The organism is Rhodococcus sp. OAS809, assembly GCF_040546695.1.
In the GTDB taxonomy this organism is placed as follows: domain Bacteria; phylum Actinomycetota; class Actinomycetes; order Mycobacteriales; family Mycobacteriaceae; genus Rhodococcus_F; species Rhodococcus_F qingshengii.
The window spans coordinates 6,155,001-6,172,475 of record NZ_JBEPOI010000002.1; the positions used below are offsets into that span (position 1 = coordinate 6,155,001).

The following is a 17,475-nucleotide window of genomic DNA, read 5'->3' on the forward strand; positions in this document are numbered from 1 at the left end:
ATCCGGGTCGCACATAGCCTGAGACGTGATGCGTAGCCGATTGAGGCGAATTCAGTGATCCTATGCTGCCGAGAAAAGCCTCTAGCGAGCTTTCACACGGCCCGTACCCCAAACCGACACAGGTGGTCAGGTAGAGAATACTAAGGCGATCGAGATAACTATGGTTAAGGAACTCGGCAAAATGCCCCCGTAACTTCGGGAGAAGGGGGGCCCTGTCTGGTGACGACATTTACTGTCTGAGCTGGGTGGGGCCGCAGAGACCAGTGAGAAGCGACTGTTTACTAAAAACACAGGTCCGTGCGAAGTCGTAAGACGATGTATACGGACTGACGCCTGCCCGGTGCTGGAAGGTTAAGAGGACCGGTTAGTTCCTTCGGGAGCGAAGCTGAGAATTTAAGCCCCAGTAAACGGCGGTGGTAACTATAACCATCCTAAGGTAGCGAAATTCCTTGTCGGGTAAGTTCCGACCTGCACGAATGGCGTAACGACTTCTCAGCTGTCTCAACCGTAGACTCGGCGAAATTGCATTACGAGTAAAGATGCTCGTTACGCGCGGCAGGACGAAAAGACCCCGGGACCTTCACTACAGCTTGGTATTGGTGTTCGGTTCGGTTTGTGTAGGATAGGTGGGAGACTGTGAAACGGTGACGCCAGTTATCGTGGAGTCGTTGTTGAAATACCACTCTGATCGAATTGGACCTCTAACCTCGGACCATGATCTGGTTCAGGGACAGTGCCTGGTGGGTAGTTTAACTGGGGCGGTTGCCTCCCAAAATGTAACGGAGGCGCCCAAAGGTTCCCTCAGCCTGGTTGGCAATCAGGTGTCGAGTGCAAGTGCACAAGGGAGCTTGACTGTGAGACTGACAGGTCGAGCAGGGACGAAAGTCGGGACTAGTGATCCGGCACCGGCAAGTGGAAGCGGTGTCGCTCAACGGATAAAAGGTACCCCGGGGATAACAGGCTGATCTTCCCCCCAAGAGTCCATATCGACGGGATGGTTTGGCACCTCGATGTCGGCTCGTCGCATCCTGGGGCTGGAGTAGGTCCCAAGGGTTGGGCTGTTCGCCCATTAAAGCGGCACGCGAGCTGGGTTTAGAACGTCGTGAGACAGTTCGGTCTCTATCCGCCGCGCGCGTTAGAAACTTGAGGAAGGCTGTCCCTAGTACGAGAGGACCGGGACGGACGAACCTCTGGTGTGCCAGTTGTTCCGCCAGGAGCACCGCTGGTTAGCTACGTTCGGAAGGGATAACCGCTGAAAGCATCTAAGCGGGAAGCCTGTTCCAAGATGAGGTTTCTCACCCCCTCGAGGGGGTAAGGCCCCCGGCAGACCACCGGGTTGATAGGCCAGAACTGGAAGTGCAGTAATGCATGCAGGTGACTGGTACTAATAGGCCGAGGACTTACCACAAAGAAGCTACGCGTCCACTGTGCGGTATCTGAAACAACACACAGATACTGATGAGAAACCCTGTTTTCTCCATCCCCCAACACCAGAAACTGGTGTTGACGGGTGGTGAAACCAGGTGATCAGAAGAAGGTTACTGTGACAGTTTCATAGAGTTACGGCGGTCATAGCGAAGGGGAAACGCCCGGTCCCATTCCGAACCCGGAAGCTAAGCCCTTCAGCGCCGATGGTACTGCACTCGACAGGGTGTGGGAGAGTAGGACACCGCCGAACACACATTAGAGAAGCCCCCCAACCAGTACTGGTTGGGGGGCTTTCTCGTACCCAAAACACCCCACCCCGCCAACACCCGAAAGCACCCCCGCCGGCACCCCCGACTTCGAGCGAACAGCACTGTCGTCGCCTCAGATCGACCGAACGTACCGTTCGCACGATCGAAGGGGGAGCATCCCCGCTGGCATCCCCGCATCGAGTGAACGGCACTTTCGTCGCCTCAGATCGACCGAACGTGCCGTTCACCATCAGGGCAGGAATTGGGCGAGGAAGATGCCGCCGCCGACGCACGTAGCGACTTGTTAGCCAAGGTATTAGGTTGTGAACCGTCTCATAAGTCCGAAGTACTCTCCGATTTTGTGCCTTCGTCCCTAGCACTTTGGCCTAGGCTGAGTCTCATGGTGGGGTTGAGCAGCTCGAGGGTGTCGCATTTGCGACTCGTTCCGACGGAACCTGAAGAACTGCAAAGGTTTGTACAAGAAGCTGGCGGAGGGCGTGGGGGCATTCAGATTGCGCGATCGTTGCGTTCGAAGAGACGCGCGGTACCGGCGCAATACGCGATACGTATCAGTGTCGACAATGTTTCCACTCAGATCTGGCGACGAATCCTCGTCGCGTCGGATCTGAATCTGGATGACCTGCATTCGGTGGTTCAACGGGCAATGGGGTGGAGTGACCGTCAATCGCACGCGTGGTCCAAGTCCGGCAGCCGATTTCCCGGCGAGGTCGAAGAGTACGTAGCTTCCGGGAGCAACGCAGAGCAGCGTCGCGCCGGCCGAGCCGCGATCGTAGAGTCCGCGGTACGCCTGGACGAGGTCATGGTCTCGCCTGGCGATGAAATCAGTTATCGCTACGGACGCTTCGGGAACTGGCGCCACACGCTGACACTTGAATCTTCCGAAGTACTGCCCGACGGGTTCCAAGTTGTGTGTGCCGCGGGTCGCGGTGCTTGTCCGCCGGAGGAATGTGTCGGACCTGACGAGTACGAGCAACTCCTCGGTGTTCTCGCTTCGGAGAAGCTGCGCTCCCATGAATGGACCCTCGAATGGCCGCAAACTGAATTCGAGCCGACACGATTCGAGATCGCTGAGGTCAATAATCGACTGCATAGTCCTAAACCGGACGAGATCGCTGCGTCGTACGACATTGCAAAGCTCGTCGAATGCCTGGGACCCTCGCGAGTCCCGGAACTGCACGCGGTCCTCGCCCAAGCAGGCATTGACGATCAGTCGGCAATCGGGGAGTTGGTCCACGTCGAGGCGGGCCAACGCATTCAAGCGGTTCTGGCTCTGATCGGTGTCGAAGGGATCGGTGCCGATGATTTCTTCACGACGGTCGACGCGATGCTCGACGAACCTGAACTGGGACCTGTAAACCTTCCACAAGGGCGATCACTCTTCGCAGTGCTCAAGAAGTTCGGCCTGGTGCGAAAGCACAAAGGGCAGATTGTTCTGACGAAGCGGGGACAGTCGGCAGAGCGGGACGCGTCAATGACGTGGTCGGTGATCGTCGAGGGAGTTCCGGTTGCGCCCGGCGGCTCGCAGAGAGCGGTGGAACTCCTCGTCCTCCTTGCCGTAGCCGCCGGCATGTCCCCGGCGGATCGTCATCGTTTCGTCGCGGGAGCGCTGGAGTCGATTCGGTCGTCGAGCATCCTGATGGCTGGAGCTCAGACTTCCAGACGTGACACGTCCGGGAGCACCGTAGAGGTGCTCGGATTGATCGGCGCTACGGGGTACGAGCTGGGGAAGTTCGGCAGCAAAGCGGACTCGCCCTGGGCTGTTCACCTCGCGAGGGCGATCCTGCGGCGTTAACTCGCGCGTCGACGCAGACAACCGAAACGGGGTTCGATCCGGCAATGCCGAATCGAACCCCGTTTCGTGTACCGATAGAGATCAGATGTTCACGCCGTAGTCGCGGGCGATTCCGGCCAGTCCCGATGCGTATCCCTGTCCGACTGCACGGAACTTCCATTCGCCATTGTGGCGGTAGAGCTCACCGAAAAGCATGGCTGTCTCGGTGGATGCATCTTCGGAGAGGTCGTAGCGTGCCAGTTCGGAGCCGTTCGACAGATCTACGACGCGGATGTAGGCGTTGGTGACCTGTCCGAAGGACTGGAGTCGCGCATCGGCGTCGTGAATCGAGACGGGGAAGAAGATGTTGGTGACGTTGGGCGGTACAGCCGGGAGGTCGACGTTGATGACCTCGTCGTCGCCGTCACCTTCACCGGTGAGGTTGTCGCCGGTGTGCTCGATGGATCCGTCGGGCGAGCGAAGGTTGTTGTAGAAGACGAAGTGAAGGTCGGAAAGGACCTTGCGTTCCGGGCCGGTGACCAACGCGCTGGCGTCGAGGTCGAAGTCGGCACCACTGGTGCTGCGTGCATCCCAGCCGAGACCGACTGCGACCTTGGTCAGATTGGGTGCGGCCTTCGACAGAGATACGTTGCCGCCCTTGGCAAGTGTGACGCCCATTCAGGTTCCTCTCGTTCGAACGAAGTGGATTTCTTCGTTCGGGAGTTCTGTGTTGTCCGTTCGCGACTCACATTACCGTGAGCGGGTAGGTGCGGTTCGACCGAATAGGCACCTCACTCGAACAGCGCGCGAAGATCCTCGGCGTCGAGTCCGGTGCCCAGTGTGCCTTCGGCGTCCATGACATTCGAGAACAATGCCGACTTCTTGGCTTTGAGCGCCATGACCTTCTCTTCGATGGTGTCTTTGGCAATGAGGCGGTAGACCATGACGTTTCGTGTCTGCCCGATGCGGTGAGTACGGTCGACCGCTTGTGCCTCGGCGGCCGGGTTCCACCAGGGGTCGAGAATGAAGCAGTAGTCGGCCTCGGTGAGATTGAGGCCGAAGCCACCAGCCTTGAGGCTGATCAGGAAGACGGGGACTGCACCAGACTTGAACTCCTCCAACACTTCACCGCGATTGCGCGTCGAACCGTCGAGATAGCTGTACGGAATTCTTTCCTCGTCGAGTCGGTTGCGGACAGAACCGAGGAACCCGGTGAATTGGCTGAAGATCAACGCACGGTGTCCGCCGGCAATGACGTCGTCCAATTGCTCGACGAGAGCGTCGACCTTGGCCGATGGGACGGGTCCGCTTTCCTCGTCGACCAGCGAGACGTCGAGACTGAGTTGGCGTAGCAGCGTCAGCGATTGCAGGATCGTGAACCGATTCTTGTCGACGTCGTCGAGCAGTCCGAGAATCTTCTGCCGTTCGCGTTGCAGGTGGGTGTCGTAGATCGCGCGATGGCTCGGATGCAACTCGATCTCGAGTACCTGCTCCTGCTTGGGCGGCAAGTCCGCAGCCACCTGTTCCTTGGTGCGCCGCACCATCAGCGGTTTGACGCGTCGTCGCAGTTGCGCCAATCGCTCTGTGTCGCCTTCCTTTTCGATGGGAGTGCGGTAGAAATCGGTGAAGGTGGTGGGGCTGGGAAACAGTCCTGGTGCAGTGATTGCGAGGAGCGACCACAACTCCATGAGATTGTTTTCCATGGGTGTTCCGGTGATCGCGAGTTTGAAGGGTGCGTTCACTGCCGTCGCACACTTGTGGACCTTGGACTTGTGGTTCTTGGCGAATTGGGCTTCGTCGAGCACCAGTCCGGACCAGCGGCCGGCGGAATACGCATCGGTGTCGAGGCGAAAGAGAGCGTACGACGTCACGACGATATCCGCCCCGTCGACGAGTGTTGCCAGGTCGGTTCTTCTGCGCCGCAGAGTATCCGTGATGACAGCGGTGTGGAGGGTCGGTGCGAACTTCGCCACTTCGGACTTCCAGTTGGAGACCACGCTGGTGGGAGCGACGATCAGAAAGGGAGGCGCGGCCGGATTCGATTGCCTTGCAGCGCAGATCATTGCGAGGGTCTGCAGGGTCTTGCCCAGGCCCATGTCGTCGGCGAGTATGCCGCCCAAGTTGTGCAGTCGGAGGAAATTGAGCCAACGGAATCCGTCGACCTGATAGGGACGTAGCGTTGCCGTCAACGTGTCCGGGACTTCGACGGGATCGATGCCCGAACTGCCGAGCAATCCTGCGATCTGCTTCTTCCAAGCTGCTGCTTGATGTTCCACCCTTCCGAGCGCCGTCAATTCTTCCCACAGTCCGGCCTGAAATTTGCTGATCCCGAGTTTGCCGGTAGGCCGATCGAGTAGCGACCGCGCTTCGGTGATGAGACGGTGCAGGCCGAGTAGTTCAGGTGCGTCGAGCCGAAAGAAGGCGCCGTCCGGTAGCAGTATGTGAGTCTCGCCCTTGCTCAGAGCAGAGAACAGTGTTGTGAACGGAACGCTTTGTCCCGCAACATCGACGGTGACATCGAGGTCGAACCAGTCGGATCCGCTGTCCCCGTCGGGGGCTGATGTGCTGAGGCCGATCACGACAGCGTCGTCTGCAGGCCGGTAGTCGGCGGGGGTTCCTGCAACCGTGAGGTCGATGGCGTCGTGCGCTTCGAGTTGGGGCAGGAGGTCGAGTGTGAACTGCATGGAATCGAGGCCGGTCAAAGTTCCCGCGAGAGTGGCCTTCGCCGCGGCCGCACCGAGGCTCTTGGCAATGGCATCTTCGGCAACGTGGTTGCGGATCTCGGACTCGTCGGTGGTTGTGTCTGCGGTAGAAATGATCAGTTCGTCGGCATCGACGGTGTACTTCCATGCCGATTCGATGTCGATGCGGTGGTTGTCCGCGTAAGTGGCCATCAGTTGTAGCCGAGGACCGGACACAGTCGGTGGGTTGTAAGCACCGTCGGAAGATATGACGGGAGCGAGGTTTCCGAGTTTGAACACGAACCGCGACGTGAATGCATCCCGATGCTCGGCGGGTATGTCGACCGATTTTCCGGAGTCGATCAACTGCCTCAATTGGTGAGTTATCGGCGTGTGCAGTGGTGCGAGAGTGATCGCGTTGGCGGCGTCGAGCGCGAAGACGCCATGTGCCGGCGTGCCGACCAGTCCCCAGTCGGAATGAGTCACGATGTGCCCATCGGTCTGAATTCGGGGAGTGAGACGGAGGTTGTTGTCTTCCGCTCCGTGGACGTCGAGGCAGATGTTGGCGTCGTAGAGTAGGGAGATGTTGCCGAGGCCGGCTTTCGAGTGAACGAGTGAAACGCCGACGCTGAGGGCCTCACGAAGAAGCGACCAGAGTTGCGGGCTCGCGAACCCGGCAAGATCGATTTCCGCGGCATTTTGATTTCGGTAGTAGTTGCCGGCGCTGTGGAGGAGATGTATGTCGCGTAGAACCCGGAGGTGATCTGCGGGGAACTGAAAAGTGCTTCCGAGTTTGTTCCAGGCGAGCCCGCCGGAGATCCACCCTCTCGCTCCTGGTTGTACGGGTTTGATGATGAGCCTTGTCGATGCGCCCTTGGTTCGGGTGGTGAATTGAATGCCAAGTCCACGTGTAGTGCGGCCGGCCAGGTCTGGTCGGAGCAACTCCTCGAGCGAGCTGTCCCATCCGAGGTGTTGTGGAGTCTTGTTCGCCTCGGCAACCGCTGCGAGCACCAACGCGACTACGTGCTTGCAGTTCATCCGCACGGGACACGTGCAGAGGCCACGCGTGAACGTTGCTGTACCGGCCGCGCCGCGACTTACCGAAATCGTGCAGGTGTACGGCTCTCGCGCAGTTCCCGATACAGCGCCGGTCAAGATGTCAGCGGTGTCGTTCCATCCGATGGATTCGACTGCATTCTCCCGCAGGTAGACAAGTCCGCGGTCGTAGGTGGTTGTGCCCACGACAGCGCGAATTCGGTCGAGGTCGAGGGCCCTGACTGAATCCGGTTGCACGGGGGCCAGCCTAGTAGCGGCGACCGACAGATCTTGTCGTGGTCGTTTGTCCAAGAAAGTCCGAACTGCACGGTATGTTCACGGAAACATCTTTGACTGGTTTGGGAGTTTCATGAGGACTGAGCGGCGTGCGTGGATTCGATCTGCGCGCACAGGTGCGGTGTGTTTGGCCGTCTGTGCACTTTCTTTGCAATTGGGCGGACTGTCGACGGCAGCGCCGAGTTCCGGAAGCTCGGGTAGTTCGGGAAGCTCGGGAAGTCTGGGCAGCGTCGAGGGAAGCGTGAGCTCGGGGTCGACGATCCCGGGACCACTTCAGGAGGATCCGGGCCCCAAACCGGACCTGCGCGACGACATCGTCGTCCCGGCCATCGTCGGCGAGAAGGTGACCGCACCACAAGCGATCAGGCTGACGGTGGCGTCGCCCGCACTTCGACGCGAGGTCGGCGTCGAGATTTTGCTACCCGCTGACAATTCGGTTCCGCGCCCAGCGCTGTACATGCTCGAGGGTGTCGACGCCGGAGAGAAAAGCAGCGGATGGATGACGATCGGCGGCGCCCCGGCGTTCTTCGCCGACAAGAACGTCAACGTCGTGATGCTCAATGGCGGAATCGCGAGCCTGTACTCGGACTGGGAGAATCCGGATCCGCGGCTGGGACTGCACAAGTGGGAAACCTTCATCACCGAGGAGTTGCCACCGCTGATCGACGCGCGACTCGAGACCAACGGAATCAACGCGATTGCCGGCAATTCCATGGGCGCGATGGGTGCAATGATGCTCGCCCAACGCTTTCCGGACATGTATCGCGGCGTTGCCGTGTTCAGCGGCTGTTATTCCACGATGGATCCGCTCGGCCGAACTGCCGTCCAGGCCACGATTTCTTCTCGAAGCGGAGATCCGGCCAACATCTGGGGTGTGCCAGGGGGCCCGGAGTGGGAGGCACACGATTCGTTGATCAACGCAGAGAAGTTGCGTGGCAAGGAAATCTACGTGTCGACGGCAAACGGTCGTCCCGGATCTGACGAGACGCTGCAGACTCCTGAACTGCTCGAGCGTCTGGTGATCGGCGGCGGCATCGAGGTTGCCGCCCACGCCTGCACCAAGATGTTCGACGCTCGGTTGCAGGAGCTGAAGATTCCGGCGCAGGTGGATTACGAGCCGAACGGCACGCACGCGTGGGCGTATTGGCGTGAACGACTGCCGAAGGCGTGGCCGACTCTGTCCCGGGCATTGGGCGTCTGACGGTTCGACAACAGTGCTCGGGTTGTGGATGCACCACAACCCGAGCGTTGGATCACTCGCAGGCGATGCCGTCGTTGTCGCGGTCGAGATGCGGGGCGTATCCGTTCTGGCCCCGGTACAACGGAGCTGCGCCGGCATTACGAACGGCTGTGCAGTTCTGGTAGTACCGCGCTGGTGCGGGAGTGTTCTGCGGCGCCGGCTGGTTCTGGGGCGCTTGCGGAGCGGGCGGCGCCGGCGGTGCGAAGACCGGGGGAAGGAACGGCTGGACTGCGTCGGCAGAGCCAGTCGGAATCATGCGTGCGATCTCGATCGGTAGGAAATCGAAAACCGTGGATGCCTGAGCGGCGGGTGCGGCAACCAGAGTGATTGCGGCGCAACCTGCGACGCTGAATGCCAGACGGCGGAGCTTCATGTGACCTCGTGTTCAACTGGGCAGCCCTTCCACTTCTGAGGGCTGTGCCGGCTGAGCATACTGGTCATAACGACCAAATGGTTTATTTCGGTAAGGGTGAAATCTGGGGTGAAAAGCAGCGTCCCCGCACCGTATTGCTCAGGTGCGGGGACGCTGCTGTTGTCATCGAGGGTTACGCGTCGACAAGTTCCTCGGCGAAGGGATCACCGTTGCGGGGAGCGTCGAAGCGCTCCTTGTCGAGGATTCCCTCACGCTTTGCGACGATGACCGGAACCAGAGCCTGGCCGGTGACGTTGACTGCGGTGCGGCCCATGTCGACGATCGGTTCGACTGCGAGGAGCAGTCCGACGCCGGCAAGGGGAAGACCCAGGGTGGAGAGCGTGAGTGTGAGCATGACTGTCGCACCGGTGGTTCCGGCCGTTGCTGCCGAGCCGATGACCGAAACGACGACGATCAACAGGTAGTCGGTGAAGGTCAACGGAACGTCGTAGAAGCCTGCGACGAAAATCGCCGCGATCGCGGGATAGATTGCGGCGCAACCGTCCATCTTCGTGGTGGCACCGAGCGGAACGGCGAACGAGGCGTACTCACGAGGAACACCGAGGTTGCGTTCGGTGACGCGTTCGGTCAGAGGCAGAGTGCCGATCGACGAGCGCGAGACGAAGCCGAGTTGAGTTGCGGGCCAGACACCGGAGAAGAAGCTTCGGACCGAGAGGCCGTGCGCGGCAATCAGGATGGGGTAGACCACGAAGAAGACGATGGCCAGACCGATGTAGATGGCGGCAGTGAAGACGCCCAGCGAGCCGATTGCATCCCAGCCGTAGGTGGCGACAGCGTTGGCGATCAGTGCGGCCGTACCGATTGGGGCGAGGCGAATGATCCACCACAGGACCTTCTGGACGATCGCGAGCAGCGAAGCGTTGAACTCGAGGAACGGCGCAGCCTTGGGACCGATCTTGAGTGCAGCAATACCGATTGCACCGGCGATGACGAGCAGCTGCAGGACGTTGAAGCTCAGCGATGTAGTCGCCACGCCTTCGGCGACGGAAGTCTTTGCACCCAACCCCAGGAAGTTGTTCGGAACCAGTCCGGTGATGAACGCCCACCACGAGCCGGAACTCTTGGGTTCCTTCGCGGCTTCGGCGGCGACGTCGGTCCGTGAACCGGGATCGGTGATCAGGCCGACGATGATGCCGATGATCACAGCGATGAAAGCGGTGATCGCGAACCAGAGCAAGGTCTGCACGGCCAGACGAGCGGCGTTGGCGACCTGGCGCAGATTGGCGATGGAGCTGACAATGGCGGTGAACACCAGCGGGATCACCGCAACGGTGAGCAGCTTGACGTAACTCGAACCGATGGTCTGCACGGTGCCGACCAACCAGTTGACATTGCCGTCGGCCGCATCAGGCATTGCCCGGGCGACGAGACCGATGATGACACCGAGTACGAGACCGGCGACGATCTGCGGTCCGAATGCCGTCGCCCAGGACGGAAAACGGGACGTGGACTTTTCCGGCACGCCGGTGGAGGTGGAGCTGGGCATGACTATGCCTTTCGAAAATCAAGGGAGCGAAACGCAGCGCGGCACCAGAGGCCGGGCAGATTCGAAGAAATGTTTCCTGGTACGCGTCAGGTCAGAGCGAGCGCGTACACATTGCGCTCGCCTGCAGGCGAAGGTCGACGTAACGCCGACTGGTCAGGAACAACACTGTCCACACACTACTCGCAGCTTCAACTACTCGATCCCGAGGGTCGCCGCGGGAGTTCGCTTCGTGTTCGTCGGGCGTGCCCCGATCAGTCACTGTTGGTCGGTTGACTAGTCTCGACGATCAGTAGGTGCCGCACCGGCGCCTACGCGTCGGCAAGCGGAAGCGAGAGACCGATGAGCGTTCGGAATGCCGAGTACCCGCGTCCGAAGCATTTCCTGGTGCACCTCAGTGACACGCATCTGGTGGCTCAGGGGGAGTTGTACGACGCCGTGGATGCGTCGACGAGATTGCGGGAAGTGCTCAGCGGGATCGTGGCCTCGGGCGCACGCCCGGATGCACTGATATTCACCGGCGACCTGACCGACCAGGGACACCCCGACGCATACGCGGAACTGAAAGCCATCGTGGAACCCGTGGCGGCCGAGATCGATGCGCAGGTCGTCTGGGCGATGGGCAACCACGACGACCGCCCTACGTTCAGATCTCTGCTGTTGGGCGAGGATGCCACCGATCATCCCATCGACAACGTCTACGACCTTGACGGACTGCGGGTGATCACCCTGGATTCGTCGGTTCCCGGTCATCACTACGGTGAGATCTCGGATCGTCAATTAGACTGGCTACGAACAGAATTGACGGTGCCGGCGCCCGACGGAACAATTCTGGCGCTGCATCATCCGCCGGTTCCGTGCATTCAGGATCTCGCGGTTCTGGTGGAGTTGCGCGATCAGTCCCGGTTGGCAGACGTCTTGCGTGGCAGCGACGTCCGGGCGATTCTTGCCGGGCACCTGCACTATTCGACGACGGCGACGTTCGCCGGCATTCCGGTTTCCGTGGCGTCGTCGACGTGTTACACCCAGGACTTGAACGTGGAAGTCGGTGGTCAGCGTGGTCGTGACGGGGCTCAGGGGTGCAATCTGGTGCACGTGTACGACGAGACAATTGTTCATTCGGTCGTTCCACTCGGTGCGCACATGACGGTCGGTGAGCCCGTCGACGCGGCCGAGGGTGCCCGGAGGCTCAGTGCTGCCGGCATTCGAATCCTCGAGAGCGAAAAGGCGGCACGCTCGATCATCTGAGGTCGCAGGCGGTTTCCGGCACCCACGCGCAGTTCCGGGTGATTGCCGGGCGGTCGCGTACTCACTACCGTCGAGGTAGGTGCAGAGCTCCAGCAACAAGGACCGGCTAGCTGGACGGCAACCCTTCATGCCGATGGGGTGCCCCGGAATCACACCTGGCGATACGCGCGGTGCGTGTCGCAAGCGGCAGTCGCCACGAGAACCGTCAGTCGGGTGCTGACGGTTTCTGCGGTCGGCACTGTGCGCTCCCGAGTAGTTCTCGAACAGGAGTATGCGCCGATGACCTCCACCCCTTCTTCTCATCTTGCTCCGTTGCATCTCGCCGTAGCGCTGGACGGTGCCGGTTGGCACCCAGCGGCCTGGCGAGAGCCGCACTCGCGCCCGAGTGAGCTGTTCAGCGCGTCGTATTGGACTGACGTGGTGACGATCGCCGAGCGTGGTCTGCTCGATTTCGTCACCATCGAGGACAGTCTCTCGGTGCCGGCCAACCCACTCGAGCCCGTCGACGACGCGGTTGATCGGGTGCGCGCTCGGCTCGACGCGCATCTCGTAGCCGCCCGACTGGCACCGATCACGAGCAACATCGGCTTGATCCCGACCATCACCACCATTCACACCGAGCCGTTTCACGTGTCCAAAGCCGTTGCCACGCTGGATTACACCTCACGCGGTCGCGCCGGATGGCAGGTGAAGGTTTCGGCGTCGGAATCCGAGGCAGCACAGTTCGGGCGTCGCGACATCCCAGCGCTCACCGATGCCGACCGTCAGTCGATCGTTTCAGGCGTCCTCCCGGACTTCGTGCGCGACCTGTTCGACGAAGCTGCGGAGGCGGCTGACGTAATCCGGCGACTCTGGGACAGTTGGGAGGACGACGCCGAGATCCGTGATGTCGAACAGCGTCGATTCATCGACCGGGACAAGTTGCACTACATCGACTTCGAGGGAAAGTACCTCTCGGTCCGTGGACCGTCGGTGACCCCGCGCCCGCCGCAGGGGCATCCCGTCGTTACCGCGTTGGCACATCAGCGGGTCGCGTACGAACTGGCGGCGCGGACGGCCGATCTGGTGTTCGTGACGCCGTTCGACGAGGAGCAGGTCACGGCAATCCTGGGTGAAGTGCGAGCAGCCGAAGAACACGTGCAGCGCACCGGCGAACCTCTTCGGGTCTTCACCGACATCGTCGTCTTCTTCGATACGCCGGAAGAAACCGGAAAGGAACGGCTCGCTCGCCTCGACGCGCAGGCCGGCGCCGAATACCGTTCGGACGCACTGACCTTCACCGGCTCTGCTGCGGAGTTGGCGGATCTTGTTCTCCGGTGGCAGCAGTTGGGAATCGACGGCTTCCGTTTGCGGCCGGGCGTTGTCGTGGACGACCTCGACGCCATCGCAGGTGAGCTGGTGCCTGAATTGCAGCGACGCAACGTATTCCGCACCGAATATCCGCAGGCGAATCTTCGCGGACTCCTTGGTCTACCCATCGACGTTCCCAACCGCTACGCCGCCGGTACTCCGGCCGCCTGACAGACGAGGAATAGATTCTCATGAGTTCTCAGAAGCGTAAGCAGGTCATCCTGGGTGCCTACCTCGGCGGCGTCAACCATCACACTGCGTGGTGGGATCCGCAGGCGGGCAGCCAGATAGAGTTCGATACCTTCGAACACACCGCTCGAACCGCCGAGCGTGGGAAGTTCGACTTCTTCTTCCTCGCCGAAGGCCTCGCCCTTCGTGAGCGTGCGGGACAGATTTTCGACCAAGACATCATCGGTAGGCCGGACACCTTCACGGTCCTTGCATCGTTGGCGGCGGTAACCGAACACCTCGGATTGGCCGGCACTATCAATGCCACGTTCAACGAGCCGTACGAACTGGCCCGCCAATTCGCGACGCTCGATCAGTTGTCCGGAGGGCGTGCCGCCTGGAACGTCGTCACCTCGTTCGACGCATTCACCGGCCAGAACTTTCGCCGCGGCGGATACCTCGACCGCGCGCAACGATACGAGCGTGCGGAGGAGACCGTAGCGCTGGTGCGTGAACTGTGGGATTCGTGGCGAAGCGACGACATCGTGGCAGACAAGGCATCAGGGCGCTTTCTCGCGCGACCGGATGCCGGTGAATTCGTCTTTCATGGATCGCATTTCGACGTGAACGGCCGATTCACAGTGCCGCGTAGCCCGCAAGGGCGCCCGGTTATTCTGCAGGCCGGGGTGTCGCCGCAGGGGCGCGATTTTGCTGCCGGCAATGCCGACGCGATCTTCTCACCGTACGGTCAGTTGCCCGAGGCGGCCGATTTCTATCGCGATATCAAAGCACGTGCCGTCGCGGCCGGACGTGACCCGGGTGACATCAAGATCCTGCCGTCGGCGAGTTTTGTTCTCGGCACCTCGGAGGCAGATGCGATCGAGAAGTACCGAGAGATTCGCGACCAGCAGGTCACCGGCCAGACCGCTTTGGTTCTGCTCGAACAGATCTGGAATCTCGATCTGTCGAAGTACGACCCCGAAGGACCACTACCCGATATCGCTCCGGATCCCGAGGCTCCGCCGATCATCCAGGGCCGCGCCTTCATTCACCAAGATCGTTTCGCGACCGTCGCAAAACTGCGCGCGGTAGCGGAGAGCAAGAAGTTGAATCTGCGCGAAGTGGTGATCGATCAGTTCGAGCGTGGACCGATCGTCGGTACACCGCAGCAGGTTGCCGAGAAAATAGATTCGTTTGTCAGCAACGACGGTTCGGATGGGTTCATCCTCGGGTCGCACCTTGTGCCGACCGGCCTCGACGAGTTCGTCGACGACGTGGTGCCGCTGCTGCAGGATCGAGGTGTTCTCCGCAGTGACTACGAAGGAACGACGTTGCGTGACAATCTCGGTCTGCCCATTCCGGTGCAACGGGAGCATGTGACAGCACGCTGATCGACCGAAGTAGCAAGGGCCCAGCCGAAATCGGCTGGGCCCTTGTTTCGTCTAGGCTTCCCAGGGCGCCGGGATGGGGTAGTAGCTCTCCAGGAACTCCGTGATCTTGCGTGTCCGAAGTTCCAGATCGATCTCCGGAGCGCTGCCGTCGTTGAGGCAGAAGAAGTCCATGGAGCGCTTGGCGAGCAGTGAGTCCATGTCGCGCAAACCGGCCTTGACCGTCGTGTCGACGTATTTGACGGCGGCGGACTTCTGCACCACCGACCGTCCACTCATGAGCGTGTAGTAGTGGTACAGCGAATTGGTCACCGAGATATTGGAACTCGCGCGGAAGGTGCTTGCTGCAGTGGCCGCGAAGTCTTCGGCGAACTCGCGTTCCATCTCGGCCATCACGCTCTTGCGTAGTGGCGTCGCTGCGTGCTCCAGATGTCTGGTGGTCATCAGACCGAAGCGGTCCTGTAGCAGACGGCGGTTGACGCGAGCCGCATTCTCGAACCCGCTGCGGTCGTTGTCGTTGTGTCCCAAACCGATTCTGGTGTCGGCCTCGATGAACATGCTGATCCCGCCGGGGGAGAAGAACATATCGGGGCCGACGGGGCGACCGAAGAACATGTCGTCGTTGGAGTAGAGGAAATGCTCCGCCAGACCCGGAATATGGTGCAGCTGGCACTCGACAGCTTGAGAATTATGGGTGGGCAACACACTTGGATCGGCGAAGAACTTTTCGCTGGGCATGAACGTGACTCGCGGATCGTCCGCAAGCCAGTCCGGACGATCGGAATCGGTTGCGACGAAGATCCGCCGGATCCACGGCGCGTACATGTGGATGGATCGAAGCGCGTATTTGAGCTCGTCGATCTGACGGAAGCGCGCTTCTGATTCGTCGCCCTCTCCGACGATGTAGTTCTGCATGCGCTTGGCGCGCTGAGCCTGAAACTCCTTGGAAGAGCCGTCGACCCAGGAAAAGACAAGATCGATATCGAAGCTGATATCGGAGGCATGATCGGCGAACATGTTCTCGATGGTCGGCCAGATCCGGCCGAATCGCTCGACGGTTCCTCGGACCGCTTCTTCAGGGAGGACGGTTCGTCGTGTCAGTGAGTTCTCGACGGGTAGGACGATTTCTTCGTCGGAAATCGACCACAATTCGATTTGAACGCCGATGTTCGCGCCGTAGTTCATACCGCTTGCGACGTGAACCCTCGGACGGAACAAGCGGAAGATCCGTGACTTGTTGGTTTTCGACAGGGCACCGTCCGCGACAAGGAGAGCTGGGCTCTTCTTCGCGTCGACGGTTTTGGAATAGAAGGGTGCGTTTGCGCATCCCTCGACAAGTGCCTGCCGCAGGTTTTTGCGCTCGGTCCAGCTCACCGCGATCACGGGGCGCTCGTCGTTTCCGCGGACGAGTAGATACTCGATTCCTGCGGCGTCGAGGATGTCGCGGATGAAGAGGAGATCTTCGACCATCGCCTCGAGCGGCGTGGTGGTCGTGATCGCGAGGGCAAAACGATTCTTGAATCGGACGGTCTCGGGTAGCTCGCCCATCCGTGCGCGTGACGCGGCCGACGCCGGCTCCACAGGATTGGGGCTGTCCTGCTCCGGGGGTACGAAGTAGATGTCGTGCGGAGCGGGAGATTCTGTAATGGGATGCCTTCCGATTCTGATCCAGCTGTGTATCTGTCGCCCCGACGCTGCGAGAGCGTGGTGGCGACGAGCTCAGTCTATGCCGTCGGCGCCGAAAGTCGGACATGAGTGACGGCGATGGGTAGGGCGGGCCGAGTCGGGTACCCCGAGGACCGAAGCGAGAGTGAAGGAGGAGAACCGATGCGTGTGAAAGCGATGGTCGGAACAGGCGCGATGGCGGTTGCGCTGGCCGCCGGCCCAGTTGCGACAGCGTCTGCGGAGGGAACCGAGGCAGCGGGGTCGGAGGGTTCACCGGAGATGCTGACCTGCGAGGTGGTCTTCGATGCACTCGAAGACATGAGCCCCGAATGGACGGAAGAGGGGATCGATCAGGTCGAAGACTGGTGTGAGGCGATCACCGGCGAAGAAGACTGAGCGTCAGCCGCGCGAAATCACCCGTCGCGAGAGTCGCCACCGCCCATCTTCGAGTTCGAACTCGTCCGCGTAGCTCCCGACGCCGCTGAGCTTGGGGGTTGTGGTCGTGTCGACGTAGAACGTCCACACCGCATCCGCGCGGGCTGTCGTTTCCGAGGTCACGTCCACGGCGATCGCCGTGGTGACGTGGCGTGTGAATGTGCCCGGGCCTTGTATGCCGGCGGCTCGACGCTCGACTACTCCAGCAGCAATTTCTTCGCGGCCACGTCGTACCTGTGCGGGGATACCGCGATCGGGATTGGCGGGCATGTTCCATTCGGCCTCGCGGGTGAACTGCTCCACGTAATCCTCGACCGAGCCGGTGTCGGCAAGATGCGCGATGCGAGCGAGCGTTGAACGAATCTGTTCGGCAGGGCCCTCGGGTTGCATGCTGTCCTCCGTAGACGTGGGTGCGGCAGATCGCACGCTACAGCTCATGACGACAACGACGACGGCCTCGTCCCAGTGAGCGGCAGTATTCTCCGACGAGGGAGCGGTGAACTTTGAGATCACCTCGAGTTCAACCGTATTCGAGCCCGCAGCGTAAATGATTGAGTGTTCACAGTAGGCGGCGCCATGACGAC

At 60.7% G+C, this 17,475-nt stretch carries 12 protein-coding genes, 2 rRNA genes and 1 riboswitch (1 of these 15 cut by a window edge); of the genes, 8 read left to right on the forward strand and 6 right to left on the reverse strand.

Annotated features, from left to right (window positions below; genetic code table 11):
- The 3 genes from ABIE52_RS31905 to ABIE52_RS31915 all read left to right on the forward strand — a co-directional run.
- Positions 1-1,408: ribosomal RNA gene (locus ABIE52_RS31905) — 23S ribosomal RNA — on the forward strand; it begins 1,728 nt to the left of the window's first position.
- Positions 1,409-1,561: 153 nt separating this feature from the next.
- Positions 1,562-1,678: ribosomal RNA gene (gene rrf, locus ABIE52_RS31910) — 5S ribosomal RNA — on the forward strand.
- A gap of 521 nt (positions 1,679-2,199) precedes the next feature.
- Positions 2,200-3,489 carry a plasmid pRiA4b ORF-3 family protein gene (locus ABIE52_RS31915; protein ID WP_238592677.1) on the forward strand — a complete coding sequence of 430 codons (1,290 nt, stop codon included), beginning with the start codon at positions 2,200-2,202 and terminating at the stop codon, positions 3,487-3,489.
- Between the two features lie 81 nt (positions 3,490-3,570).
- On the opposite strand, the gene ABIE52_RS31920 is transcribed toward ABIE52_RS31915, so the two are convergent.
- Positions 3,571-4,146 (reverse strand): TerD family protein, encoded by a 576-nt coding sequence (locus ABIE52_RS31920; RefSeq protein WP_003940660.1) that lies wholly within the window; start codon positions 4,144-4,146, stop codon positions 3,571-3,573.
- A 113-nt stretch (positions 4,147-4,259) separates the two neighbouring features.
- Positions 4,260-7,442, reverse strand: a complete 3,183-nt coding sequence (locus ABIE52_RS31925) for a DEAD/DEAH box helicase (protein ID WP_064444046.1) — start codon at positions 7,440-7,442, stop codon at positions 4,260-4,262.
- Positions 7,443-7,554: 112 nt separating this feature from the next.
- Here ABIE52_RS31925 and ABIE52_RS31930 point away from each other — a divergent pair, with 112 nt between their 5' ends.
- On the forward strand, positions 7,555-8,682 hold the full coding sequence (locus tag ABIE52_RS31930; protein WP_031333643.1) for an alpha/beta hydrolase: 1,128 nt from the start codon (positions 7,555-7,557) through the stop codon (positions 8,680-8,682).
- A 52-nt stretch (positions 8,683-8,734) separates the two neighbouring features.
- Here ABIE52_RS31930 and ABIE52_RS31935 read toward each other — a convergent pair whose 3' ends face one another.
- Both ABIE52_RS31935 and ABIE52_RS31940 read right to left on the reverse strand, forming a co-directional pair.
- Positions 8,735-9,094: an excalibur calcium-binding domain-containing protein gene (locus ABIE52_RS31935; protein ID WP_003940648.1), complete on the reverse strand. Its 360-nt coding sequence runs from the start codon at positions 9,092-9,094 to the stop codon at positions 8,735-8,737.
- Between the two features lie 172 nt (positions 9,095-9,266).
- Positions 9,267-10,640: a dicarboxylate/amino acid:cation symporter gene (locus tag ABIE52_RS31940; RefSeq protein ID WP_003940669.1), complete on the reverse strand. Its 1,374-nt coding sequence runs from the start codon at positions 10,638-10,640 to the stop codon at positions 9,267-9,269.
- A 339-nt stretch (positions 10,641-10,979) separates the two neighbouring features.
- Here ABIE52_RS31940 and ABIE52_RS31945 point away from each other — a divergent pair, with 339 nt between their 5' ends.
- From ABIE52_RS31945 to ABIE52_RS31955, 3 genes are all read left to right on the forward strand, one after another.
- Positions 10,980-11,885 carry a phosphodiesterase gene (locus ABIE52_RS31945; protein WP_192713382.1) on the forward strand — a complete coding sequence of 302 codons (906 nt, stop codon included), beginning with the start codon at positions 10,980-10,982 and terminating at the stop codon, positions 11,883-11,885.
- A 78-nt stretch (positions 11,886-11,963) separates the two neighbouring features.
- Positions 11,964-12,077, forward strand: a riboswitch (SAM riboswitch).
- The gene (locus tag ABIE52_RS31950; protein WP_154100322.1) at positions 12,060-13,406 is read left to right on the forward strand and encodes an LLM class flavin-dependent oxidoreductase; all 1,347 of its coding nucleotides are present in this window, start codon (positions 12,060-12,062) and stop codon (positions 13,404-13,406) included. Its footprint overlaps the riboswitch before it by 18 nt.
- Positions 13,407-13,426: 20 nt before the next feature.
- Positions 13,427-14,794, forward strand: a complete 1,368-nt coding sequence (locus tag ABIE52_RS31955) for an NtaA/DmoA family FMN-dependent monooxygenase (RefSeq protein WP_064444048.1) — start codon at positions 13,427-13,429, stop codon at positions 14,792-14,794.
- A gap of 51 nt (positions 14,795-14,845) precedes the next feature.
- Here the strand turns inward: ABIE52_RS31955 and ABIE52_RS31960 are convergent, their stop codons facing one another.
- Complete coding sequence (locus tag ABIE52_RS31960; RefSeq protein WP_020970156.1) at positions 14,846-16,339, reverse strand: stealth family protein; 1,494 nt, start codon at positions 16,337-16,339, stop codon at positions 14,846-14,848.
- A gap of 279 nt (positions 16,340-16,618) precedes the next feature.
- Between ABIE52_RS31960 and ABIE52_RS31965 the strand changes: the two genes are divergently transcribed.
- Positions 16,619-16,852, forward strand: a complete 234-nt coding sequence (locus ABIE52_RS31965; RefSeq protein WP_064444049.1) for a hypothetical protein — start codon at positions 16,619-16,621, stop codon at positions 16,850-16,852.
- Between the two features lie 3 nt (positions 16,853-16,855).
- Here the strand turns inward: ABIE52_RS31965 and ABIE52_RS31970 are convergent, their stop codons facing one another.
- Positions 16,856-17,404, reverse strand: a complete 549-nt coding sequence (locus ABIE52_RS31970; protein WP_238592678.1) for a nuclear transport factor 2 family protein — start codon at positions 17,402-17,404, stop codon at positions 16,856-16,858.
- Between the last annotated feature and the right edge of the window lie 71 nt (positions 17,405-17,475).